14 protein-coding genes are annotated in these 23740 nt (G+C 73.7%); 12 read left to right on the plus strand and 2 right to left on the minus strand.

Annotated features, from left to right (window positions below; translation table 11 throughout):
- The first annotated feature begins 24 nt into the window (after window positions 1-24).
- Window positions 25-1023, plus strand: coding sequence for an aldo/keto reductase (locus tag K318_RS20680; RefSeq protein ID WP_084499935.1), 999 nt, complete (start codon window positions 25-27; stop codon window positions 1021-1023).
- Window positions 1024-1268: 245 nt separating this feature from the next.
- On the opposite strand, the gene K318_RS0109445 is transcribed toward K318_RS20680, so the two are convergent.
- Window positions 1269-1886, minus strand: coding sequence for a Panacea domain-containing protein (locus K318_RS0109445; protein WP_029089316.1), 618 nt, complete (start codon window positions 1884-1886; stop codon window positions 1269-1271).
- 662 nt (window positions 1887-2548) lie between these two features.
- Here K318_RS0109445 and K318_RS0109450 point away from each other — a divergent pair.
- From K318_RS0109450 to K318_RS0109475, 6 genes are all read left to right on the plus strand, one after another.
- A complete protein-coding gene (locus K318_RS0109450; RefSeq protein ID WP_029089317.1) occupies window positions 2549-5221 on the plus strand; it encodes a helix-turn-helix transcriptional regulator in 2673 nt (890 codons plus the stop codon).
- Between the two features lie 288 nt (window positions 5222-5509).
- Window positions 5510-7561, plus strand: a complete 2052-nt coding sequence (locus K318_RS20685) for a nucleoside-diphosphate sugar epimerase/dehydratase (RefSeq protein ID WP_156913891.1) — start codon at window positions 5510-5512, stop codon at window positions 7559-7561.
- Entirely contained in the window at window positions 7551-8705 is a 1155-nt protein-coding gene (locus K318_RS0109460; RefSeq protein WP_029089318.1) for a GNAT family N-acetyltransferase, read from the plus strand. Before K318_RS20685 ends, K318_RS0109460 begins: the two co-directional genes overlap by 11 nt.
- Window positions 8702-9922, plus strand: coding sequence for a lipid II:glycine glycyltransferase FemX (locus K318_RS0109465; protein ID WP_029089319.1), 1221 nt, complete (start codon window positions 8702-8704; stop codon window positions 9920-9922). Before K318_RS0109460 ends, K318_RS0109465 begins: the two co-directional genes overlap by 4 nt.
- Entirely contained in the window at window positions 9919-11163 is a 1245-nt protein-coding gene (locus K318_RS24680) for a sugar transferase (protein ID WP_156913895.1), read from the plus strand. The genes K318_RS0109465 and K318_RS24680 overlap by 4 nt, the downstream gene beginning before the upstream one ends.
- Complete coding sequence (locus K318_RS0109475; protein WP_084499939.1) at window positions 11144-12373, plus strand: DegT/DnrJ/EryC1/StrS family aminotransferase; 1230 nt, start codon at window positions 11144-11146, stop codon at window positions 12371-12373. The genes K318_RS24680 and K318_RS0109475 overlap by 20 nt, the downstream gene beginning before the upstream one ends.
- Before the next feature lie 55 nt (window positions 12374-12428).
- Here K318_RS0109475 and K318_RS24980 read toward each other — a convergent pair whose 3' ends face one another.
- Window positions 12429-13889, minus strand: coding sequence for an ATP-grasp domain-containing protein (locus K318_RS24980; protein WP_029089321.1), 1461 nt, complete (start codon window positions 13887-13889; stop codon window positions 12429-12431).
- 414 nt (window positions 13890-14303) lie between these two features.
- Here K318_RS24980 and K318_RS24985 point away from each other — a divergent pair, with 414 nt between their 5' ends.
- The 5 genes from K318_RS24985 (at window position 14304) to K318_RS0109505 (ending at window position 23614) form a co-directional block, all read left to right on the plus strand.
- Window positions 14304-17156 (plus strand): LuxR C-terminal-related transcriptional regulator, encoded by a 2853-nt coding sequence (locus K318_RS24985; RefSeq protein ID WP_169721456.1) that lies wholly within the window; start codon window positions 14304-14306, stop codon window positions 17154-17156.
- Window positions 17157-17419: 263 nt separating this feature from the next.
- Window positions 17420-20230 carry an O-antigen ligase family protein gene (locus K318_RS0109490; RefSeq protein ID WP_029089323.1) on the plus strand — a complete coding sequence of 937 codons (2811 nt, stop codon included), beginning with the start codon at window positions 17420-17422 and terminating at the stop codon, window positions 20228-20230.
- Window positions 20221-21933, plus strand: a complete 1713-nt coding sequence (locus K318_RS20700) for a tyrosine-protein kinase domain-containing protein (protein ID WP_051297781.1) — start codon at window positions 20221-20223, stop codon at window positions 21931-21933. Before K318_RS0109490 ends, K318_RS20700 begins: the two co-directional genes overlap by 10 nt.
- Window positions 21930-23003, plus strand: a complete 1074-nt coding sequence (locus K318_RS0109500) for a glycosyltransferase (RefSeq protein ID WP_029089324.1) — start codon at window positions 21930-21932, stop codon at window positions 23001-23003. The genes K318_RS20700 and K318_RS0109500 overlap by 4 nt, the downstream gene beginning before the upstream one ends.
- A complete protein-coding gene (locus tag K318_RS0109505; RefSeq protein ID WP_084499943.1) occupies window positions 23000-23614 on the plus strand; it encodes an arsenate reductase/protein-tyrosine-phosphatase family protein in 615 nt (204 codons plus the stop codon). The genes K318_RS0109500 and K318_RS0109505 overlap by 4 nt, the downstream gene beginning before the upstream one ends.
- Window positions 23615-23740: the final 126 nt, after the last annotated feature.

Genomic DNA, 23740 nt, shown 5'->3' on the forward strand with positions numbered 1-23740 from the left:
CACGCACCCGCAGAAGGAGCTCCTATGACGCAGTCGAGCACGACCGCAGCCCCGGCTCACCCGGCCCCGACCGCCCAGGCCTCGGACCCCCGCCTCCACAGCCCCGCGCTCCCGCTCGTGCTGGGGTGCAACACCTTCGGATGGACGAGCGACCGGGCGCAGTCGTTCGCGGTCCTCGACGCGTTCACGGCCGCCGGCGGCCAGCACGTCGACACCGCGGACTCCTATTCCCAGTGGATCGAGGGCAACTCCGGTGGGGAGTCGGAGACGATCCTCGGGGAGTGGTTCGCGGCCACGGGCCGCCGCGACGAGGTCTTCCTCGCCACCAAGGTGGGGGCGCTGGACGAGCGCAAGGGCCTGAGCAGGGAGAACGTCGAGGCTGCGGTCCAGGACTCCCTCAGCCGCCTGCAGACGGATGCCATCGACCTCTACTACGCCCACTTCGACGACGAGACCCAGACGCCGGAGCAGCTCGCGCGCACCTTCGACGGCCTCGTCCGTGCGGGTGCGGTCCGCCACATCGGCATCTCCAACCTCAGCCCCGAGCGCCAGCGCGCCTGGATCGCCGCGGCACGAGCAGAGGGGCTCACCGTGCCCGCCGCCATCCAGCCCCACTACTCGCTCGCCCACCGCGGCGATGTCGAGGGCGAGGACGGCTACGGGGCGCTCGCACGCGAGCACGGCCTCGCCGTGTTCAGCTACTTCTCGCTCGCCGCCGGTCTGCTGAGCGGCAAGTACCGGACGCCGGACGCCTTCGCGGGCGCACCCCGTGCGCACTTCCTCGGCCAGTTCGGCGAGGGCCAGGCGGTGGAGCTCGTCGAGACCCTCGTCTCCATCGCCGAGGCCGTCTCGGCCCGCCCTGCCTCCGTCGCCCTCGCGTGGCTCCTGGCCAAGGGCGTCACCGCCCCGATCGCCTCGGCGCGCACGCCCGAGCAGCTCGACGCCCTCATCGCGGCGGCGTCCGTGCGGCTGAGCGAGGAGCAGATCGCCCGGCTCGACGCGGCCTCGGCCCGGTTCGCCTGAGCGCAGCCGCAGGCAGGTTTCTGCCGTGCCCGGCGACGCGCCGGCTGCGCGTATGTGGTCTTTGCGCCCTGAGCGGCCGCAGCGTGAAGAGCGCACATACGTACCGGAATGCGCCCGGAGGTTCCGGCGGGGTGTATGTGGTCTCTGCGCGCGCAGAGTCGCAGAAGCGCAGAAGCTGCATACGTGCAGTCGCCGATGGGCACGCGCCGCAGCCGCCTGCCGCGTGCGCAGGGCCTGCCGCAGCCTCAGGCCGGTGAGAGGCCCGGGCCCGTGTCGAAGCGCGCGGCCACCTGGTTCCGGAGCGAGCGGGCCTGCGCCTGCCTGCGGTGCTCGGCCAGCGCCTCGGCCCCGGGCCGCTCCGGTCCTTCCGCCTCCCCGGCCGCGACCGCCCGCGCGAGCTCCCGGAACGTCTCCCGCACGCGATCGGCGGGGATCGCAGGGCCCGAGGCGAAGGCCGGCCGCGATTCCCCGTTCGCCTCGCCGGCGGTGTCGGCGTAGGCGGGAGTGGCGCGCGCCGTGCGGATGAGCGCCGAGGAGGGCGCGGCCGTCCGCCGGCCCGCCGCATCGCCGAGGCCCCATGCGAGGACCGCGTCGATCTCGAGGCCCAGCAGCACCGCCTCGTCCTCCTCCCCCAGGCGGAGGCGCCGGGGGAGCGTAGTGCTGAAGGCGGCGTGTGCCTCGGGGTCCGTGGGGCCGTACTCCCACGCCTCGAAGCGGCCGGCGACCACGGGCTCCTCGTGCCAGGCCTCCAGCCAGCCGGCGGTGAAGTAGAGCAGGAGGAGGGCGCTCGTCTTGTCGATGCCGGGCTGGACGAACCGGATGTGGGCGATGATCTGCTGGGCGGTGAGGGCGGGGTCTGACATGCCCCCATTGTCGACCCGCGCGCCCCTCCTGCGTATTCGAGCGCGGTGGCGAGGCGGCCACTACGCATATCTACGCGGCTGGACCAAGCAGGGGACCAAGCGCGGGCGGTGCGCCTGCTCACGGGCATCCGCCCTCTGCCGCAGCGGTCCTCCCCGCCCGCTCCCGCCGGTGCGGTGACCTCGGTGCGCCGATGAGCCGAAACCCGGACTCCTTTCGGGCGGAGCGTCGGGCGCAACCGCTTTCAACCTGCTGTTTGCTGGTGTTCCGCACTGTTTGCGAGCGCCCGCATCGCCTGTGCGGGACGAGGCGCGGATGCCGGGCGGAGCGTCGGGCTGCGCACCTCGACGCATCGGTGCCGGCATCGGACCGGCACCGCGCTTCGCCTCCCGCCCCCGGCATGCGGTTTCGCGCATGTTGAATGCGGCACGGCATGGGACTACACAGAGGACCATCGCAGCGAGCGCAGGACGGCCTGGGGGCGAAACCGCACCGGCACCGGCTCGACGAGAGTGCGGGCACCGGCGCCCGCACCTGCAGCATGAGCACCAGTACCAGCACAAGCACCAGTACGAGTATCAGCCAGCAGCGCGGCGGTGCACCCGACCGCCGTCGTCCGCGCACTCCGCGAGGAGCCGCGGTTTCGTTCCGGAGGAACCTGAGAATGCAGTCGGACAGCAGAAGCCAGGAGCACGACCGCCTGTGCTCCATGATCGATCAGGGGCTCAACGTCGCAGTCGTGGGCCGCCACGGGATGGGGAAGACGGAGCTCCTGAGCAGGATCGTGAGGGAGTCCCGGGGGCCGGTGGTGCAGATCGTCTGCAACCCCGCGGAGTCCGCCGTGCGGCTCTCCGGGATGGACATCGTCCTCGCTGCTCTGCGGGTGCTCCGGATGCCGGAGACCCTCGAGGACCTGGAGCAGATCCTGGCCTCGGGTGCACCTGCGGCGGCCATGGCCGATTCCCTCGTCGCGCGCATCCGCCGATCCGCGGAGCTCCCGCGCGCTCTCGTCGTCATCGACGACGTCGACCAGATGGACGGGGTCTCGCAGGAGATCCTGGGACATCTGCTGCGGCGGCTCACCGGGCTTCCGCTGCGCACGGTGGTGGTGGCGAGGCGGATCGGCCAGGACAGTCCGCTGGCGGGCATCCCCGCCGTCGAGCTCCTGCCGCTGGACCGCACGGCGTCCGTGGCACTCGCCCACACCCTGGTCCCGGAGCCGCTGTGCGAGGATGCGGCGCTCACGGCGGCGACGGCGGCCGGCGGCAGCCCCCTCGCCCTGCGGCACGTGCTCCAGATGATGACGGAGCGGCAGCGTCGCGGGGACGCGCCGTTCCCTCAGCCGCTGCGCACCTCGGAGGTGGGCGGGGAGTTCGCCCGGGAGGTGCTCGACGGCATCGGCGCCGAGGCGCGAGAGGTCCTCAGCACTCTCGCGCTCGCGCCGCTCACCTCGGTGGTCTCGCTGCGACGGCGGCATCCGGCGCTGAAGGAGGAGCTCTTCGACCTCCAGTCCAGCGGTCTCGTCGAACGGGTGGGGCCCTGCCTGCGCATCTCCGACGCGCTGGTGCGCTCCCACCTCTACTGGGCCCTGTCACCCACAGCCCGCAGGGAGGGGCGGGCGGCCGCGGTGTCCGCCGAGGCCGGCGAGACCCCCATGTGCCTCTGGCACCGGTCGTTCTCCGACTTCGACGAGGACACCGCCGCCGGGCTGCTCCGCGCGGCGCGGACGCTGCTGCGGCAGGGGCATCGGGAAGCGGCGCTGGAGTTCGCCGAGCGCGCCCTCATGCTCGCCCCGGACCCGGCAGAGCTGGCCGCACCCCTCCTCGACCTCGCGGAGCTGCTGTCCCTGTGCGGCGACTCCGTCCTCTCGGACCGCTATGTGCGCTTCGCCCGGACCTCGGACGCGCCGGCCGTGCAGCTGTGCGCCCTGCGGATCTCCGTCCAGACCGACTACCACCGCAGGCAGGCGGTCCCCTCCGGGGGAGCGCGCTTCTGGGGTCCGCGTGAGATCGCCGAGGCCCCCGACGAGGTCGCGGCGGTGCAGACGGTCCTCGCGCTGTGCCATGTGGAGCGATACGAGCTCACGGAGGCGGAGGAGCTGCTGACGGCGGCGGGCGAACTCGCAGAGAGCTTCTCGCCCGTGACGCGGACGACGCACGAGTGCGTATGGATGATGCTCGAGGCCTACCGCGGCGACAGTGCCCGGACCCTGGCGCAGTTCCACACCCTGTCCGGCCTCGATCAGTCGGTGGGCTCCGCCTTCGCAGCGGTCGCCACGGCGCGTGCGCTGATCGTCACAGAGCACTATGCCGAGGCGCGTTCGGTGCTCGAGCTCCTCGAGCACCGCCTCCCCGACGCCTCGATGTGGCTGAAGCTCCTGCCGGTCCTGCGTGCGGACCTGGAGGTCCGCGCCGGCCAGTTCCAGCTGGTGCAGCCCTATGCCGAGGAGGCGCGGCGCAGGCAGGGGCCGGACGAGCCGCTTCGGGAGGACCAGCTCCTCCTGCTGGAGTGCAGGCTGCTGCTGATGCGAGGGCGCGCGGGCGATGCGGATGCACTCGAGCAGACGCTGATGCGCCGTGCGGGCACCACCCGCAACCGCAGCGTGCTCGCCCAGCTCTCCGCACTGCAGGGGTCCTATCTGCTGCAGGCCGGACTGCCTGCGGAGGCGCTGTGGCACCTGCAGCGCTGCGAGGAGCTCGCTTCCGGCGGGCTGGCCCCCAACGTCCTCCGCCACGAACCCGAGCTCATCGAGGCGCTGCTGCGGCTGGGACGCCGGGAGCACGCACTCCTCCTCCTGCAGAGGTTCCGCAAGCGGCTGGACCGCTTCCCCTCGCGCTGGGGCGAGCTCGCGGCACAGCGCTGCGAGGCGCTCCTGGAGACGGGGGAGCGCTCGCTGGAGCTCCTCCGCCGCTCGCTGCGGGCGATGCGACCGGCGGACTCCGACCACGAGAGGGCGCGGACGGTGGCCGCCTACGCCCAGCGCCTCCGGGAACTCGGCGCGCCCGGCGAGGCCGCTGAGCAGCGTGCCGCCGCGACCGCGCTGTTCCACAGCACGGGAGACCTGCTGCGTGCCCAGGCGCTGGCGCCTGCTGCGGACCCGGAGCCCCGTCAGGCACCGGCCGAGCACCCGCTCCTGGCCAAACTCACCGAGGACGAGCGCACCGTGGTCGAGCTGGTCCGCGAGGGCTGCCGCAACCGCGATATCGCGGAGCGCATCTACGTGTCGCTGCGGACGGTCGAGATCAGACTCACGAGCGTCTACCGCAGATTCGGGGTGCGCTCCCGGACCGAGCTGCTCGCCAAGCTCGCGAGCGCACCCGAGTCGCTCCCGGCGTAGCCGGGCCCTGCCCCGCTGCACGGCCGGTCCCTCCGGCGCGAGACGGCCGCCTGATCCCTCCCCGCTCCCTTCCCGGTCCTTCGCGGTCCCGCGGGCCCTGCCGGTGCGGCGCGGCTTGCCGCAGGGCGGCTGTGGGGCCCCGCAGACGGGCCCCGCAGGCCGGCCGGAACCCGCACTGCCCTGTCTAGCGTTGCCCTCATCCACTCGATGCAGCGCGTTCGAGCACGCCGCTGGCGATGGGGCCGCGGCGCGGGACATCGGGCACCGACCGGACTGTGGGGGACGATCATGACGGACAATCAGGGCGCACTGCCCGCATCAGGAGCGCGAGCCCTGCTCGGAGCCCTGCCCGGGGTGGGTGCGGCGGTCATCCGGATCGGTGGGGATCGCAACGGCAGCATCCCGAGGGCCGAGGGCGCCGGGACCAGACTGGCCGACCGGCTGTGGTCCGGGCGGCACGGCATGCAGGCCCTCCTCGACATCGCGGCGTGGACGGCGGCCCTGCTGGGCACCTGGGCTCTTCCCGACGAGCCGGTGCCCCCTGCGACCGCGGTGCTCATGATCGGCGTCGCGATCCTGGTCCAGACGGTGCTGGGGCGGGCGATGGGCCTCTACCGCAGCCGCTACGTCTATGCGAGCTTCTCGGAGACGGGGAGCATGGGGGCCGTCGCCCTCGTGACGGGCCTCGTGCTGGTGGGTGCGACCCTGAGCCGGCCGGTCCCCGCGCTCGCCGCCACGTTCGCGGCGATCGTGATGATGTCCGGCAGCCGATATCTCATGCGACTGGCTCATGACAGGATGATGCGTCCGGACGGCGCCGAGCCGGTGGTGGTCGTGGGTGCGGGGGACGCCGGGCTCGCGATCATCCGCCAGATGATCACCGACCGGGAGAGCCCGTACATCCCGGTGGGGATCGTCGACGACGACCCCGGCAAGCGGTTCCTGCGCATCTCCGGCGTGCGGGTGTTCGGCACCACCGCGGATCTGGCCGGGGTCGTGAGGCGCGTGGGCGCGCGCGGCGTCGTCGTGGCCATCGCGGGCACGGACTCGGAGTTCCTGTGCGAGTGCCGGGAGCGCCTCGCACCCACCGGCGCGTGGCTGCGCACCATCCCCTCGATCGCTGAGCTCGTGAACAGGCGGGTCGAGCTCGACGACATCAGGAGCCTCGACGTCGAGGACCTCATCGGCCGCAGACCCTCGGACATCGACCTGGACGAGATCGGCCGCACCATCGCCGGCAGACGCGTGCTCGTCACGGGCGCCGGCGGTTCGATCGGCAGCGAGCTGTGCCGGCAGCTGCACGGCTTCGGGCCGGCCTCGCTCGTGATGCTCGACCGGGACGAGACCGCCCTGCACGGGGTGGAGCTCTCCATCCGCGGCTCCGCGCTGCTGACCTCGCAGGACACCGTGCTCGCGGACATCCGCGACCGTGCGGCCCTCGACCGGATCTTCGCCGCGGCCCGTCCGGAGGTCGTGTTCCACGCCGCCGCACTCAAGCACCTGCCGATGCTGCAGCGGTTCCCGCTCGAGGGCTGGAAGACGAACGTCCACGGCACCCTCAACGTGCTCGCCGCAGCGCGGGCGGCAGGTGTGAGCACCTTCGTCAACATCTCGACCGACAAGGCCGCGGATCCCACGAGCGAGCTGGGCCGGAGCAAGCGGATGGGGGAGCGGCTCGTCGCGGACTTCGCCCGCACCTCGCCGGGCACGTACCTGTCCGTGCGGTTCGGCAACGTCCTGGGCTCCCGCGGCTCGGTGCTGCTCTCGTTCCGGGAGCAGCTGCACCACGGGGGGCCGCTCACCGTGACGCACCCGGAGGTCACCCGGTACTTCATGACCATCCCCGAGGCCTGTCAGCTGGTCCTCCAGGCCCAGGCGATGGGGGAGGACGGGTGCGTCATGGTCCTCGACATGGGCGAGCCGGTGAGGATCGTCGACATCGCGAAGAAGCTCATCGCCCTGTCCGGTTCGAACGCGGAGATCGTGTTCACCGGACTGCGGCCGGGGGAGAAGCTCGACGAGGCGCTGTTCGGGGACCGGGAGTGCGCGGACGTGCAGGTGCACGAGCGGATCTCCCGTGTGCGCGTGCCCGCCCTCGACCCCGCGCAGCTGCCTCCGCCCCATGCGCCCGAGGACGGGGTGGGGGAGTTCGTCGACGCCGCCTGCGCGGTCCGCGGGCCGAGCGCGCAGGCGGACCGGGTCCCGGCGCTCCCCGCCTCGGCACTCCCCGCCTCGGCGAAGGCGCAGGCCGCTCCTGCGGCATTCCCCGCCGCCCCCGCCCTGCCCGCCGCCCTGCCTGCCGAAGCGCTCACCGGGGAGGTCGCCGAGCATGTCGCCTGAGCAGGGAGGATACTCGCTCGCGGTGCTGGACTCCCGCCGCCGGGAGGAGCGCGCCGAATGGGAGCATGCCTGGTGCGCCTTCGGCGGCGGTGACCTCTTCCGCCACCCGGCCTATCTCGAGCAGTTCGCAGGCCCGGGCGAGGTGGCGCGCTGCGCGCTGCTGACCGGGCCGGGCACGGAGCGGGTCCTGCACGCATTCCTGCACCGCCCCATCGAGGCCGATGCGTGCGGGAACCCCGTGGAACCGGGGCTGTGGGACATCAGCACCGCGCTGCTCTACGGCGGGCCGCTGGCCACCCGCGACTCCGCCGCGCTGCTCTCCGCGTTCTGGTCGCGGTTCCGCGCGTGGGCGCGGGAGACCGGGACCGTCAGCGAGTTCATCCGGACGAGCCCGGTCGCCTTTCCCGCGGCGGATCCGCTGCTCGCCTACCCGGGCGAGGTGCGCGAACAGGCGCCGCACATCGTCCGCAGCCTGGACGCCGGCTCCGTGGAAGCGCTCATGGCGGACATGCACCCGAACGTGCGCCGCGGGGCGAGGAAGGCGCGGGCGGCGGGGCTGGACGTCGTCGCGGACACCACCGGCGAGAGGCTGGAGGCATTCCTGCGGATCTATGCGGAGACCATGGACCGGAGGCAGGCGGCGGAGCGCTTCCGGTTCCCCGCCCGCGCCTTCGCGGAGCTCAACGCCGCCTTCCCCGGACGCTTCGCGTACGTCTATGCCGTACAGGGAGCACGGCCCGTCGCGGTGGAGCTCATGCTCATGGACGACCGGACGGGATACTTCTTCCTGGGCGGAACCGAGACCGCAGCGCTGCCGCTGTACGCGAGCGTCCTGGTCCACTGCGAGGCGATCGCGCTCGCCTGGCGCCGCGGACTGCGCAGCTACGTGCTCACGGGCGGCGTCACCAACACCCCTGAGGACAGTCTGCTCCGCTTCAAACGGGGCTTCGCACCCCGGGGCGAGGCGAGCTACCGGACCGGTCAGCAGGTGTTCGACGAGGAGCGGTACCGGAAGCTGCTGTGCCGCGGTTCCGCCGGCGGTCCGGAGCCCGGTCCCGAGGCGGAGGGGTTCTTCCCCGCGTACCGCGCGCGCTCCGCCTGCGGCTGCGGAGCGCGGGCCGATGAGCGGGAGGGTGCGGCATGAGCCCGGGATTCCGCGTCCTCGATGCGCAGGTGCCCGCCCAGCGCGCGCACTGGATCCGGATGTGGGAGCGCTCGCCCATGCAGCTCCCGTTCGCGCATCCGGGGTACGGCGAGCTCGTGCTGCCCGCGGGCGGCCGGCTGCTGGCCGCCGCGTTCGAGGGGACCGAGGGCAGCGTGCTGTATCCCCTCGTGCTCCGGCGGATCGGGGGCACGGGGCTTCACGACCTCGCCTCCCCGTACGGGTACGGCGGCCCGCTCGCCTGGGGCGGTCCGGCCGCGGCAGGCGCCGAGGCGGAGCGCACACCCGCACCCGCCTCGACCGGCGCGCACGCGCCTCGGGCCGAGCTCGCCCGCCGATTCTGGACCGCGTTCGACGCATGGGCGGGAGACCGCGCCGTGGTGACCGAGTTCGTCCGGCTGTCCCTGTTCGACGACGTCCTGCCGTATCCCGCCCGGGTGCGGCCGCGCCTCGTCAACTACGTGCGCGAGCTGCCGGGCACCGCCGAGGAGCTCTGGGCGGGCATGGCCCCCAAGGTGAGGCAGAACGTCCGCCGGGCGCGGAGATGCGGGCTGAGCACCCGGGTGGACCGCACCGGCGCGATGCTCGACGACTTCCTGCGCATCTACCACGGGACGATGACCCGGCTGGGCAGCCAGCAGTGGTACCGGTTCGACCGGGAGTTCTTCGAACGCCTGCACCGTGCGCTGCCCGGCCGGCTGGCCTATGTCCATGCGATGCACGATGGGGTGCCCGTGTCCGTCGACCTCGTCGTGTTCGGTGCGGACACGGCGTACTACTTCCTCGGCGGCACGGACGCCGAGGCCTTCGGCCTCCGCCCCAACGAGCTGGTGAAGGTCCATGCGATGGAGCTCGCCCAGGAGCTGGGGTGCGCGCGCTTCGTGCTGGGCGGCGGTGTGCGCACCGGCGACGGCCTCGAGCGCTACAAGCGGGGCTTCGCGCCGGAGGGTGCGCAGATGTTCTGCTCCGGGGAAAGGGTCCTCGATCCGGGCGCGTACGTGCAGCTGACGGGCGCAGGCCGGGGGGAGGGCGCCGCCGAGGCCGAGGGCCCGGATGTCTTCTTCCCCGCCTACCGCAGTCCGGCGGGAGGGCTGCGGTCGCCCGCAGGAGTGGGCGCGGGCGCGGGCAAGGACGGGGCGGCGGACGTCTCAGCGCTGCGTGCAGGTGCGGTGGGCCATGAGAGGGAGGCGGTGTCATGAGCGCCGGGATCACGGAGCGGCGGACAGCGGCCGAAGCGGAGAGCCTCGTCCCGCCCGCGCCGGAAGTCCCCGGTGCGCCGGAGGTCCGCGGCCTCCGCCCCGGCCTGCGCACCTATCTGCGCGTGAAGCGCCTCCTCGACGCGCTCGCGGCGGGCACCGCTCTCGTGCTGCTGTCCCCGCTGCTCCTCGTGGTCTGGGTGCTCGTCCTGGTGATGCTCGGCAGGCCGGCCCTCTTCGTGCAGGAGCGCGTGACGCTGGGCGGACGGCGCTTCCCGCTGCGGAAGTTCCGCACCATGCGGCCGGAGGACCCGGCCCGCGGGTGGGTGAGCGAGGAGTCGAGGCTGACGGCCTTCGGCCGCGGTCTGCGCGCGAGCAGCCTGGACGAGCTGCCCAGCCTGTGGAACATCCTCGTGGGGGACATGAGCCTCATCGGCCCGCGTCCGCTGCCCAGCCGGTACCTGCCGCTCTACAGCCCGGAGCAGAGCGGGCGGCACCGCGTGCGGGCCGGGCTCACGGGACTCGCACAGGTGAGCGGGCGCAACGGCGTCCCCTGGGACGAACGGCTCGAGCTCGACCAGCGCTATGTGCTGCTGTGCGGACCGCTCCTCGACCTGTGGATCTTCCTCCGCACCTTCGCCACGGTGCTCAGCCGCGACGGCGTCACCGAGGCGGGGCATGCGACCTCCACCGACTACCCGGGCCCGATGCACACGCCTCGCCTGCGCCTCGTCCCCCGGCACGCCGCCGAGGCCGCTGCGGTGCTTCCCGCTCCGGGCGCCGAGTGGACCGCACTCACCCCGGAGGAGGAGCCGGTCGCCCGCTGCGGGCTCATGGTGCTCGGGGATGCGCCCGCGCGGGTGCTCCTCGAGCCCTCCGCGAACCTGCGGACGCTCGGAGGGGAACAGCGCAGTGCCCTCCTCGCCGAGGCCCTGGCCCTGGTGCTCAGCCGAGCGCGCGCCGCCGGCTGTGAGACGGCCGAGCTGAGGTTCGCCGCACGAACCTCCGATTCTCAGGGATGCGGACCGGCGGACCCCGCCCAGGACGAGCTCGAGGCTGTGCTCCTCCGCGCCGGGTTCCGCAGAGAAGCCGGGACGCCCGGAGACTCCACCGAAGGAGCTCTCTTCACCGCGGCCATCGGCTGCTCTGACACGCCCCTGCACGACACGCCTCGACCTGACACGTCACGCCCTGACTCGCCTCGGACCCGGACGGAGCCCTCCCATGAGCACCCGCACTGCTGAGCACCTCCCGCGCCCGGCGGCTGCCGCGGCGGCGCCACTCGCCCCGGCGCAGGCCGTGCCGCAGGAGCGCATCCTGCTCTCGGCTCCCGATGTCGGTCCCGTCGAGGAGGAGTACGTCCTCGCGGCGCTGCGCAGCGGCTGGATCGCCCCCGCCGGACCGGAGCTCGACGCCTTCGAGGCCGAGGCGGCCGCGCGCACGGGTGCTGCCCACGCCGTCGCGCTGTCCTCCGGCACGGCGGCGCTCCACCTGGGCCTGCTGTGCCTGGGGGTGAAGCCCGGCGATGCGGTCGTCACCTCGACGCTCACCTTCGCCGCCACCGCGAATGCGATCGTGTACTGCGGGGCCCGGCCCGTCTTCGCGGACGTCGAGGCCGACACCGGGAACCTCGACCCCCTCATGCTCACCCGGGCCCTGGACGAGCTGGAGGCGGCCGGTCAGCGGGTGGGCGCCGTCGTGCCCGTCGACATGCTCGGCCGGGCCGCGGACTACACGCGGCTCCTGCCGATCGCCCATGAGCACGGCGTGCCGGTCCTCGCCGATGCCGCCGAGTCGCTGGGGGCGGCACATGCGGGCAGGCCCGCCGGATCCTTCGGCGAGGCCGCCGCGCTCTCGTTCAACGGCAACAAGATCATGACCACCTCGGGCGGGGGCATGCTGCTCACCGATGACGCCGGCATCGCCGCCAGGGCCCGCCACCTCTCGACCCAGGCCCGGATGCCGGTGCCGCACTACGAGCACGAGGAGGTGGGCTTCAACTACCGGCTGAGCAGCCTCCTGGCCGCCCTCGGGAGGGCTCAGCTCACGCGCCTCGACGGGATGATCGCGCGGCGGCAGGCAGTGCGCGAACGCTACCGGCGGCTGTTCGCGGCCGTCCCCGGCACCCGGCTGCTGGGGCAGGGACAGGACGCCGAGGCGCCCGCTCAGGACAACGCCTGGCTCACCGCCGTCCTCGTGGACCCCGAGGCGACGGGCTGGGACAGCGGCGCCCTCGCCGGCCATCTGGCGCACATGGGGATCGAGACGCGGCCGGTGTGGAAGCCCATGCACCTGCAGCCGGTGTTCGCCGGCGCACAGGCGGTGGTCGACGGCACGGCGGAGAGCCTGTTCCGCAGGGGGCTGGCCCTGCCGAGCGGATCGGGGATGGGCGAGGCGGAGCTCCGCCGCGTCGAGGAGGCGATCACCGCGTTCCTCACGCGGGCGGGCTCCTGAGCCGGGCAGATGATCCGGGGGTCTCAGCCCGGCCCCTGCGCTGCCGGCCCGCCGGTCAGGCTCGACCCGCCGGCGTCCCGTCCGTGTCGGCGGGCACCTCTGCCCGCGCCGCGTCCGGCTCAGCGAGGGTGAGCGCCACGTCGACGAACTTGGCGGCCACGAGTCCGGGCGCATAGGACAGGCAGTCCTCGCGCACCGTGCGCCCGGCCAGGGCCTGCACATAGTGGAGCGGCACGTCCGCGCCTGCCATGTGCGAGAAGGCATAGCCCCCGCCGGACCGGGGATTCACATCGATGACGCTGTCCCGCCCGTCCGGGGTGCGGATGAGATCGACGTCGACGGGTCCGGTGGGACGCAGCGCCTCCGCGAGGGCGGCCGCCGTGTCCGCGAACTCCTCGCGCGCGACCGAGACGGCCCGGTAGGTCTCCCCCTCGCGCATGAGCAGCTTCCTGCGCGCGAGCACACCGCACGGACCGCTCCCATGCAGATCGCCCACGAGGTCGAGGCCGTACTCCTGTCCTCCGACCGCCGGCTGCACGACGATCCGCTCCAGCGGCTCCAGCGGCCTCACCGCACCTGTTCCTCCCGCCGCTCCCGCTCTGCGCACGGAACCCGTGCTCAGCGTCTGTGCGGAGAGTCCGATCGCGACGTCGACATCGGCCGCGGACACGATGTGCAGCCCGGAGGAGCCGCTGCCGTACCGGTCCTTGACCACCAGCCGGCCCCAGCGGCGTGCGAGAGCGCGCACCCCGGTGGCGTCCGAGGCCAGGACGGTCGGGGGAGTGGGCGCGCCCGCCGCGGTGAGCACCCCGGCCATGCGGGCCTTGTCCATCGCGGCGCCCGCGGCGCTTCCGGTCAGGCCCGGCACGAGCGTCCCGAGCCCGCGGATCTCCTCTCCCAGCCCGCCTGCGAGCGCATCGAGCTCGAAGTCGTTGACGGACAGGAGCAGGTGGGGGCGCAGGGTCCGCACGAGGTCCAGCATCGCCGCCTCGCTCACGGCGGCCCGACCGCGCTCAGCCGTCCGTGCGACCGAGACGCCGATGACCTGCGGCCGGACCCCGCCGCGCTCGCCCGCAGGGGTGTGGCAGCCGCCGGCGATGACGTGCGTGCGCAGGCCCCGTTCCGCATATCCCTCCTCTGCGGTGTGGAGCGTCTCCGCGAACAGCTTCGGGGCGACGATCTCCCAGCAGGCGCCGAGCGCGGCGAGCATGCGCAGGGCGGGGCCGTACGGTGCGCCCTCGTCGTGCAGCACGAGGTGGCAGCGCCGCCCGGAGCGGGCCGCCAGCAGCGCGAGGGTGCAGCAGTGGCTGGAGCCCGCAGCGCCGTTGGTGATGAAGACCTCGGCCCGCCGGGCCGCCCCCGGTCCGAGCTCCGCGGTGAGCTTGCGGGACTTGTTGCCGGGCAGCGGGAACAGGAGGAGGTCGTCGCGCTTGACGAACAGCTCACAGCCCAGATGCGCCCCCAGTGCGCGGAAGTGCTCGAGGGGGCTCTCGGGAATGCGGGGCGGAGTGCTCACGGACGGCTCCTTCCTCCGGCCGGGGGGCGTTCGCCCGGCGGCGCGGCGCCTGCGATCTCCCTGCCGTGGCAGGGCGCGGGCTGTGAGGTGACGGGCGTCGGAGCGGCGCGCTCCGACCTCCACATCGTGGCAGGGGCCTGGCCTGCGGTGCGCACTCCCGCAGGAGGTCTGCGGGGCACCTGTGGAGGAAGGGCGGCGCGTACCGCCGGGCCGGACGCGGCCTCCGGGCACGGAGCCCCCGGCGCTGACCCCCGGCACGGATGCCGGGGCAGCTCTCGTTCGCACCCGGGAGGGCCCTGCGCAGCTGCGGATGATCCCACTTGCGGACGGAGTGGAGGTTCGAAGTATGATGTATGTCATATTCTTCCCGGGTGCAGCGTGCTCGTCCGGCCGGAACCGGGGAGGGGGCGAGCGATGAGAAGGACCGATCACCGGCCGGATGCATGCGGCGATCCATCGGTGATCTGTGCGCCGGGGGCTGAGGACGGGATGCGGGAGACCGGCGGGCAGGGCGGGACCGAGGGCTTCACCCGCCGACAGCGCGAAGCTGTGGGGCACCTGCGCCTGGCAGATGCGCGCGTCCCGCGGGAGCACCTGCTGCGCAGGCTCGACGCGCTTCAGCCCCTCATCCAGGTGTGCGGCCCTCCGGGCAGCGGCAAGACCACCCTCCTGGCGGACTGGGCGCTCGAGCGGCTCGACGCCGGCGATGTCGTCATCTGGATCAGCGCTTCCGAGGCCCTCGACTCGCTCGACGCCTGTGCGCGCCGCATCTGCGAGATCGTCCGCGGCACCGCATCCGGTGCCGGGGCGTCCGGCGGCGCGGGCGCATCCGGCGGCACAGGCCTCCCCGGCACCGCCGAGGGGGACTCCGCAGATCCCGCGAGCGTCCTCGCACGGCTGTGCGCCGCCCATCCCCGCGTGATCCTCGTCATCGACGACTCCCACCTGTTCCGGGATCCTCGGCTCCGCCGCTGGCTGCTCGATGCGTGCGCGGCGCACCCCGGCCTGCACCTCGCCGGCGCCTCGCGCGAACTGCGCCCGCTGTGCCCGGACGTCGCGGCGACCGGGCTGCCCCTGACCGCGCTCACCGGCAGGCAGCTCATGGCGGCGGTGGAGGAGCTGCCGGAGTTCGCCGCGAGCTGGGGCCACCGGCTCGCGCTCGCCGAGGCCGTGCGCCTGCACGCGGAGTCCGGTGGCTGGCTCGCGCTCGCACGGGCGCTCCTCGACGATCCGGAGGCTTTCGCCGGGGTGGGCTCCGCAGAGACGGTGCAGCGGTTCCGCCGGAGTCATCTGCGCGCGGCCGGGGGTGAGCCGCTCCTGTTCGCGGCCTCCGCGGTCGCGGTGCTGGGGACCGTGAGCGCCGCGCTCCTCGACCATCTGTGCCGGACCCTGTCGCGCTGGCTGCCCGCCGGTGACGGAGTGGCGTTCCGCTCCGCGGCGGACGGACTGCTGGACAGCGGTCTGCTGCGGATCGAGCAGGACGGGGAGGGAGGCGATCCCGCGGACGCGACGGGGCGGGCCGGAGCGGACGAGCGGCGGCGCCTGCCGGAGACGCTGCGGGAGCCGCTCGCCCGCGAGTTCGCGTCCGCACACCCGGGGACGGACCTCCGCCTCCACGCGGAGGCGGCCCGCTACTACCGGAAGGCCGGGCGCGAGGCCGACCTCGGCCGGCTCATGATCCACGCGCGGCATGCCGAGGACTGGGACCTCCTCGCCCGGATCGCCGCTCGCCAGGGGTGGTTCGCGGGGGTGCGCTGGGCACGCGAGGCGCACGAGGCCTTCGGGACGGTGCCGGAGCAGATTCTGCGGGCCCGCCCCGTGCTGTTCATCACGAGCGCCCTCATCCGCGCACAGGCGGCTGCCGCGAGCGAGCCCGAACGGCGCTCGGCCCCCGTGCAGCGGGTGCTCTCCGGTGCGGGTGCCGCCCAGATCCGCAGGATCCTGGGAACGGGCGACCCGGACGAGCGCGCATTCCTGGGAACCGCGCTCGTCAACGGTCTGCGCCAGGCGGGAGAGGTCGAAGGCGCGCTGCGCCTGAGCGAGGAGCTGCGGACCTCGACGCTGCACCGGCGCGATGCCGTCACGCCCCTCAACCGGGCCATGTACTACCTGCAGGCGGGCTTCGCGGAGCTCTACGGCGGCGAGCTCGGGAGTGCGGTGCGGCGCTTCGGCCGTGCGTACGAGGAGCACACCTCGGCCCAGGCCGGCTTCGTGGCCTCCTCGGCGGCTGCGCACAGCGCTGCGGTCTTCGCCTACGAGGGCCGCCGGGACAACGCCCGGCAGTGGCTGCGCCGCGCCGAGGAGGGGATCGCGGAGCAGCCGTGGACCGCCTCGCTGCTCGCTCCCGCCCTCTCCCTGGCACAGGCGGATCTGGCCCTCGACGAGTTCGATGTGGAGGGCGCGAGGCGGCACCTCCAGCAGGTGGGAGAACCCACCGGGGTCTCGGAGCTGTGGCCGCTCGCGGTGCACACCCGGGCGCGCCTGGCCCTCCTCTTCGGGCACCCCGCCTCCGCGCTGGACACGATCGAGTACGCGCTCTCGCTGCGCGAGGACGCCCACGGGACCAGCACGTTCGCCACCGCGATGGTGACCCGGGCGCGCTGCGATCTGCTGGTGGCGGAGGGCGAGCTCAACCGGGCCCACGCTCTCATCGCAGAGGTGCTGGGACCCGATCCCTTCGTGCTGCAGGAGCCGGTGTGCTCGCTGGCGGTCCGTGCGCTGTCCGTCGCACACGCGCGCATCTGCCGCATCGCCGGCAAGCACGGGACGGCCAGGCAGGTGGTCTCGGCCGCCCTGGCCCGCTCGCTGACCCGACGGCAGACGAGCGAGCTGCTGCTGATCGACGCGGCGGCCGCCCTGCTCCTGGGGCAGGAGGCCGATGCCGCCCGCAGCGCGGGCCGGGGGCTCGTGCTGGCCGAGCGCGCCGGGATGCGCACGGCCCTGCTGGGCGTCGAGCGCGAGGTCCGCCTGGCGCTGCTCGAGCTGCTGGCGGACGATCCGCGCGTGGACCTGCCCGCCTGGGAGCCCGCCCTGCTCGACCACCCCGGGGTCTTCCCCGCCCGCGCCGAGCTGGTGGAGCTGACCGAGCGCGAGCTCTCCGTCCTGCGCGAGCTCGCGGCCGGCCTCTCGGTGGCCGAGATCGCCCGCACACACGTGCTCTCCGTCAACACCGTCAAGAAGCAGACGGTGAGCCTCTACCGCAAGCTCGGCGCCGACGGCAGGGGCGAGGCGCTGCGCAGGGCCTACGAGCTGCGCCTGCTCGACTGACGGCCCGCTAGCTCCCCGCCAGTTCCCCGCCGAGTGAGCAGCTTCTGTCGGTCTGAGCGCTGCAGACCGACAGAAACCGCTCACTCGGCGGTGATGAGGGGTGCGGCCTGCCGCACGTCGCCTGTGGCTTCCCGCGCGGCTGCCCGCCGTCGCCGATGCCGCCGCCCGCCCGCGCCTAGCGTGGGCGGCATGCACTCCACCGGACACCCGGACCGGGACGAACCGTCTCCCGGCGGCCGGCGGAGTCGGCTCGGAGGACGCACATGGGTGAGAAGCCGCGGGGGATGTACCGGGTCGCCGGCCTGCTGCTGAGCGCCAGCGGCGTGCGGTACGCCGGTCAGCTCGTCCTGCTCGTCCTCATCGCGCGCTTCGGAGGAGCCGGGGACGTGGGCGTGTTCACCGTGGCCCTGGCGGTGTGCGCGCCCGTGTACATCATCGCGGGCTTCGGCATCCGCACCGTGTTCCTCACCCTGCACCGGCCGGTGGCCCCGGGTGCGTACGAGCGCTTCCTCCTGGTCTCCCTCGCATGCGCCGGTGCGGTGGTGTGCATCGTCGCAGCCCTCCTGCCCGGGGAGATCGCGGTCGTCCTGCTCGTGGTCGCGGTGATCCGCACCGGCGAGACGTACCTGGAGCTCTACTCCGGCATGCTGCAGCGCGCCGGCCGGCCCCGCGCCATCGTGCTCGTGGTGTCCGCGGGCACGGGGCTGCAGATCGCCGCGGCCTGCGCGGTGTTCCTCCTGGGCGGAGCGCTGCCGCAGGCGCTGCTGGCCTCCGCCGCGATGTACTCCCTCAATCTGCTGCTCTTCGCCCGGCCCGCAGCCCTGCGCCCGGCGGTGCCGCGCGATCACTCCTTCGGGACGGAAGCCGCCCTCGGGACGGTGTCGGCTCCCGACGCCTCCTCTGCCGCCGAGGCCGGAGCGGCCCCCGCCCCCTGGCGGGCGCTGTTCGCCGCGGGCCTGCCCACCGGTGTCGCGATCGGGATGATCACGCTGCTCTCGACGGTGCCGCAGTACCTGCTGGGACTCACGGGCGATGTCGCGGCCGCCGGTCGCTTCGCCGTCCTGCTCTACGTGGTGGTGGCCGTCGAGATGGTGCTCCACGCGCTGGCCCAGTCCTGGATCCCGCACGCCCGCACGCTCCTGCGCTCCGGGGCGCTGGGGCCGGCCGCCGTGGCGCGCACCGCCGCGAGGTGGACCGCGCTCGTGACCGGTCCGGGCCTCGCGGGCCTCGTGCTCGCGGCGCTTCTCCTCCCGGTGGTGCTCGGACCGGAGTTCACCGTCACGCTCTCCCTCGCCGTCCCGCTGCTGTGCTGTGTGCTGCTGGTGCCGACCGTGTTCGCCGCGGACACCGCTGTCGTCGTCCGCAACCGCTACTCCCTCTCCCTGCTGGTGAGCGTGAGCGCGCTGACGGTCGGGACCGCGCTGGGGCTGGCGCTCACGCTGCTCGGCGTCTTCGGTCTGCGGACGGCTCTGTGGACGTTCGCCGCGACCATGGCGGCGCGGGCGGCAGGAGGCCTCCTCGCAGCGGCCTGGGCCGCGCGGGCGACCAGCGGCGGACGTGTGAGAAGCGCCAGACGTGTGAGAAGCGCCAGGCACGCAGGACGCGCCGTGCGCCCGGCGGATGCCCACGCGGGAGCGGCGGGTGCTCTGCTGCGCCGGTACTGGCTCCTCCTGCCCATCGCGGCGGCCGCGACGGCCGCGGTGGCCGGCGGACCCCTCTGGTCCCTGGGCGCGGCGGGCGCGGTGGTGCTGCTGTGCCTCCTCTGCCTCCTGCGCGTGGGCGCTGTCGAGCTCCTGGTGATCACGGTGCCGTTGGCCTTCTACATCACGGCCGGGGGCATGCTCGTGAACCTCGCGGTCAGCGACGTCCTCCTCCTGCTCCTGCTCGTCCGGATCCTGGCCGACCCCGCCTGCGCTGAGGCGTTCGCGCAGGTGACGGGAACGGTGAAGGCGGCGCTGTGCGTGGTCGCCCTCCTGCTCACCGCGACCGCGGCGACCGCCATGGCGCGCGGTGCGCTGGGCGCCCGGGTGGACTGGACCGCATTCGCCGCCGACGCCTTCAAGCTGCTCGTGGTGATCGCCTACTTCATCGTGTGCGTCGTGGTCTTCCGCGACCTGTGCGCCCGCGGGGACTTCCGGTTCCTGCGCCTGTGGGCGCTGACCGCCGCGGTCGTGGGCGCCCTGGGAACAGCGGGAGCCGTTCTGTTCGCGGCAGGCGTGGAGACCGGTCTGACGATGGACTTCCGGGCCACCGGCACCTTCGAGGATCCCAACGCGTTCGCCACCTACCTCATCATGTCCGTGCCGCTGGCCCTGCTGGCCAGGCACCTGTCCGGGCGCAGCCTGCTGAGCTGGCACCTGGTCCCGATCCTCGCGGGCGTCATCGCCTCGTTCTCGCGCGGCGCCCTGGTGGGGATCGCGGCGGTGCTGCTGATGCTGTGCGCGGCCGCGTTCCGCGATCCTGCGCTGCGCTCGCTGCGGTTCCTGGCCCTGCTGGCCACGGGAGCGGCGGTCGCACTGGTCATGGGCGGTGCCGCAGGCAGCCTCCTCGAGACGAACCGGGGGGTGGGGTTCGGCGAGGACGTGCGCTTCCGCCTGTGGGAGGCCGCGACGGACGTCTGGCTGCACTCGCCGGTGTTCGGCGTGGGCCTGGGGCAGTTCATCACGAGCTCGAAGGATCTGCTGGGCTCCGCCGGCGGAGTGCTCGCGCACAACACCTTCCTCTCGGTCCTGGCCGAGGGCGGGGTGCTGGGCGCCGCGCTGTACTTCGCCCTGCCGGGCGCGGCTGCGGTGAGCCTGCTGCGCCGCGCGGACACGGCCGGCAGGCTGCTGCTGATCTCCGGTGCGGGGGCGGCCGTCATGGCGGTGAGCCTCAACCTGCAGAACTTCCGGCCGCTCTGGATGCTGCTGGCCCTCGCCTTCGCATGCACCGCCTCCACCGCACCCGCCTCGGCCGCCGCTCCTCTCCCCCACGGGCCGCCCGGCCTCGTCGCCTCCCGCGCTCTTCCACCCCGATCCCGCGTCTCCCCGCCACGAGACCAGAGAGACCCACGAACGGACATGTCATGGAACTGAAGTCCTATGTGCGCACCCTGCGCCAGAACCTCGCACTCATCATCGCCGCCGCTGTCGTGGGGGTGCTCGGAGGGCTGGGGGTGGGCCTGCTCTCCCCGACCACCTACCAGTCGCAGACCCAGCTGTTCGTCTCGATCCCGGGCTCGGGCACCGTCGCAGACCTGCAGCAGGGCTCCACATTCACCCAGGAGAGGCTGCAGACCTATGTGGAGATGGCCGGGAGCCGGGCCGTGCTGCAGCCGGTCATCGACGAGCTCGCGCTCGAGGACACGCCCAGGGAGCTGGCGCGGCGCGTGAGCGCGAGCACGGATCCCGAGACCGTGCTCATCGGCATCGAGGTCACCGACGCCTCCCCGCAGCGGGCCCAGGCCATCGCCGAGGCGGTGGCGGCGAGCCTGGTGGAGGTGGTGGTCGGGCTCGAGGACCCGGAGGGCGCGGCCGCGCAGGAGGGCGACGGGGCCCGCGCGGGATCCCCCGTGCAGATCTCCGTCGCCGAGGCCGCGGAACTGCCCGAGGAGCCGGCCAGCCTGAGCATCTGGATCGACATGGCCCTGGGGCTCGTGGTGGGACTCGTGCTGGGCGTGGGCGCTGCCCTGCTGCGCTCGGCGCTGGACACCAAGCTGCGGGGCAAGGAGGATCTGCGCCGCGTCACCGACGTCCCCGTGCTCGCCACGGTGCCCGCGGATCCGACGACCTCCCGCACCCCCCTCATCACGGACATCCCGCTGGCGAGTCCGCGCGGGGAGGCCTTCCGCCGTCTGCGCACCAATCTGCGCTACGCCCAGGTGGGGGACACCGCCAATTCGGTGCTGGTCACCTCGGCGGTCGCGGGCGAGGGGAAGACCACGACGAGCATCAACCTGGCGCTCGTGATGGCGCAGTCCGGCAAGCGGGTCGCCCTGGTGGACGCGGATCTGCGCCGGCCGCGGGTGGCCGAGCGGCTGGGCCTGGAGAACGCCGCCGGGCTCACGACCGCGCTGGTCGGTGCCGCCGAGGTCACGGAGCTCGTGCAGCCCTGGGGCGATGACGAGCTCTACGTGCTCACCGCCGGCGACATCCCGCCCAACCCCTCGGAGCTGCTCGAGTCCCGTGTGATGGAGCGGATAGTGGCGCAGCTGGCCGCGGAGTTCGACCTCGTCGTCATCGACGGCCCGCCGCTGCTGCCCGTCGCCGACGGGGTGATCCTGGCCAGGCAGGTGGGCCGCGTGGTGCTGGTCGCAGGAGTCGGCCAGGTCCGCATGGGGGAGGTGCAGGAGGCGCTGACCTCGCTCGCCATGGTCGATGCGACGCGAGTGGGGATCGTGCTCAACAGGGTCCCGGCCTCGAGCCATGAGGTCGCCGGCTACGGGGTCGAGTACCGGTCACTGGCCGATCCGGGGCCGATCTCCGAGGGGCCCGCGGGCGCGGACGGCCGGATGAGCCTCGGCGGCGTTGCCGGGCCGGGCGGCCGGGCAGGGGACGGCGACGATCCTGCGGCTCGGCCGTGGGGTCGGGGCCCGTCCGCGGGACGCCGAGGCCCGGGCGCCGGTTCAGCTGGGGCCCCGGACGACGCCTCAGCCGGGGCCCCAGGCGGGGACTCTGCCGGGACCTCGGATGAGGTGGGGGACCGGGCCGAGAGCGCGGGTGCGCACATGGGCCTCGGCAGACCGCGCGCGCTGCTCCGGCGCGATGTGCGGAACGACTATCAGGGGGCGCGGACATGAGGATCGGACTGCTGGCCAGCACGGGCGGGATGCTCGACGCGTTCTTCCCGGAGATCGCCGCGGCCTGGGAGGAGGCCGGGCACACGGTGCACACCGCGGCCGGTGACGCCTGCGCGCAGATGCCCGGAGCCGTCATCGGCGGGCTGACGCGCCGGCCCGGCCTCTCCAGCGGACGGGCGTGCCGGGAGCTGCGGGCCTGGTGCGGGGAGCAGCGGCTGGACGTCGTCGTCACGAGTTCGGCGACGGCCTCGGCGCTCGTGCGGCTGAGCCGGCTGCCGGCTCCGGTCGTGTACTTCTGCCACGGCCTGCACTGGAACCGTCTGCGCACTCCGCAGGACCATGTGTGGCAGCTGGTGGAGCACCAGCTGCTCGTGCGGACCGCCGCGGTGATCACCATCAACTCCGACGACGAGGTGTGGTTCCGCCACAGGATGCCCGCCCACACGGTGCGGCGGATCCGGGCGGGCGTGGGACTCGACCTGCGGCGGTACCCGCGGGCGCCGCTGCCGGCCGGTCCCCTGAGCCTCGTGTGGATCGGGGAGCACTCCTCACGCAAGCGTCCGGACCAGGCGCTCGAGACGGTCCGCAGGCTGGAGGCGGCCGGGGTCGACTGCGAGCTCACGATGATCGGCCGCGGCGATCTGCTCGAGCGCACCCGTGCGCAGGTGCGGGCGCGGGGCCTGAGCCGCTCGGTGCACGTGGCGGGATGGGGCGATTCCGCCCAGGCGCTGGCCGGAGCACATGCGCTCGTGCACACCGCGCGCTGGGAAGGGCTGCCGCGGGTGGTGCTCGAGGCCTTCGCGGTGGGCCGGCCCACCTACGCCTTCGACGTCAAGGGGGTGCGGGACGCTCCCGGCACGGTGCTGGTGCCGGACGCGGATGCCGGCGCACTCGCCTCGGCGATCCGCACGGACTGGGAGTCCGGGCTGCTCCACCGCGCGCTCGACGACGATCCCGGCTTCCTCGGCAGCGAGGCGGTCGCGGCGGAGATCCTCACCTTCCTCGCCGGTTCGGTCGTGCGGCGGGAGGTGGGCGGGCAGGTCCCGAGCGCGGGTGGCAGAGGGACATGAGCACCTCGTGGGCGGTGGACGAGCCGGTGTTCCGGATCCTTGCGGTCTGCACGGGCAACGTCTGCCGCTCGCCGCTCGTCGAGCGGATGCTGCAGGCGGGCTTCGACGGGCAGGCCCCCGGGGTGTTCAGAGTCGGCAGCGCCGGGGCGCAGGCGCTGGTGGGCGCCTCCGTGACGCCTGAGATCGCCGAGCTGGCACAGCGGCTGGGCGTGGACGTGCGCGGATTCCGGGCCCGCGCGCTCACGCCCGCGCACATCCGCGAGGCCGATCTCGTGCTGGCGCTCGACAGGGGTCACCGCGCGGCCGTCGTGGAGATGGTGCCCCAAGCGCTGCAGCGGACCTTCACGCTGCGCGAACTGGCCCGGATCCTGCCGCAGGTGCCGGTGGAGCGGGCGGCCTCACGGCGGGAGCGCTGGCGCTCGGCCGTTGTCCTCGCCGCGCGCAGACGCAGGCCCGTGGCGGGCGATCCGTCCGCGGACGATGTGGTCGATCCCTACCAGCTGCCCGAGGCGGTGCACCGGGAGATGGCCGGCCAGCTCGTGCCGGCAGTCGACGCACTGCTGCAGTGGGAGGCACGTGCGGCCGCCAGCAGCTGGTGGCCGGACCTGTAGGGGCGGGTGGACTCACGGACGGGCTGAGGGGTGGGCCGGCGGCGGGGGTATGGGTGCGGATGAGAGCGGGGCCTCATCGTGTGAGCAATTCGGCGACCGCCTGAGGGCTCAAGACGTCTGGAGTTT

Origin of the sequence: Brevibacterium album DSM 18261 (assembly GCF_000426445.1) — a bacterium.
GTDB classification, from domain to species: domain Bacteria; phylum Actinomycetota; class Actinomycetes; order Actinomycetales; family Brevibacteriaceae; genus Brevibacterium; species Brevibacterium album.

Coding starts and splice junctions, on each gene's coding strand:
- K318_RS24985 (WP_169721456.1), top strand. CDS start 14,304: ATGAGAAGGACCGATCACCGGCCGGATGCATGCGGCGATCCATCGGTG.
- K318_RS0109475 (WP_084499939.1), top strand. CDS start 11,144: ATGAGCACCCGCACTGCTGAGCACCTCCCGCGCCCGGCGGCTGCCGCG.
- K318_RS0109500 (WP_029089324.1), top strand. CDS start 21,930: ATGAGGATCGGACTGCTGGCCAGCACGGGCGGGATGCTCGACGCGTTC.
- K318_RS0109450 (WP_029089317.1), top strand. CDS start 2,549: ATGCAGTCGGACAGCAGAAGCCAGGAGCACGACCGCCTGTGCTCCATG.
- K318_RS0109460 (WP_029089318.1), top strand. CDS start 7,551: ATGTCGCCTGAGCAGGGAGGATACTCGCTCGCGGTGCTGGACTCCCGC.
- K318_RS24680 (WP_156913895.1), top strand. CDS start 9,919: ATGAGCGCCGGGATCACGGAGCGGCGGACAGCGGCCGAAGCGGAGAGC.
- K318_RS20680 (WP_084499935.1), top strand. CDS start 25: ATGACGCAGTCGAGCACGACCGCAGCCCCGGCTCACCCGGCCCCGACC.
- K318_RS0109445 (WP_029089316.1), bottom strand. CDS start 1,886: ATGTCAGACCCCGCCCTCACCGCCCAGCAGATCATCGCCCACATCCGG.
- K318_RS20685 (WP_156913891.1), top strand. CDS start 5,510: ATGACGGACAATCAGGGCGCACTGCCCGCATCAGGAGCGCGAGCCCTG.
- K318_RS0109465 (WP_029089319.1), top strand. CDS start 8,702: ATGAGCCCGGGATTCCGCGTCCTCGATGCGCAGGTGCCCGCCCAGCGC.
- K318_RS20700 (WP_051297781.1), top strand. CDS start 20,221: ATGGAACTGAAGTCCTATGTGCGCACCCTGCGCCAGAACCTCGCACTC.
- K318_RS0109490 (WP_029089323.1), top strand. CDS start 17,420: ATGGGTGAGAAGCCGCGGGGGATGTACCGGGTCGCCGGCCTGCTGCTG.
- K318_RS0109505 (WP_084499943.1), top strand. CDS start 23,000: ATGAGCACCTCGTGGGCGGTGGACGAGCCGGTGTTCCGGATCCTTGCG.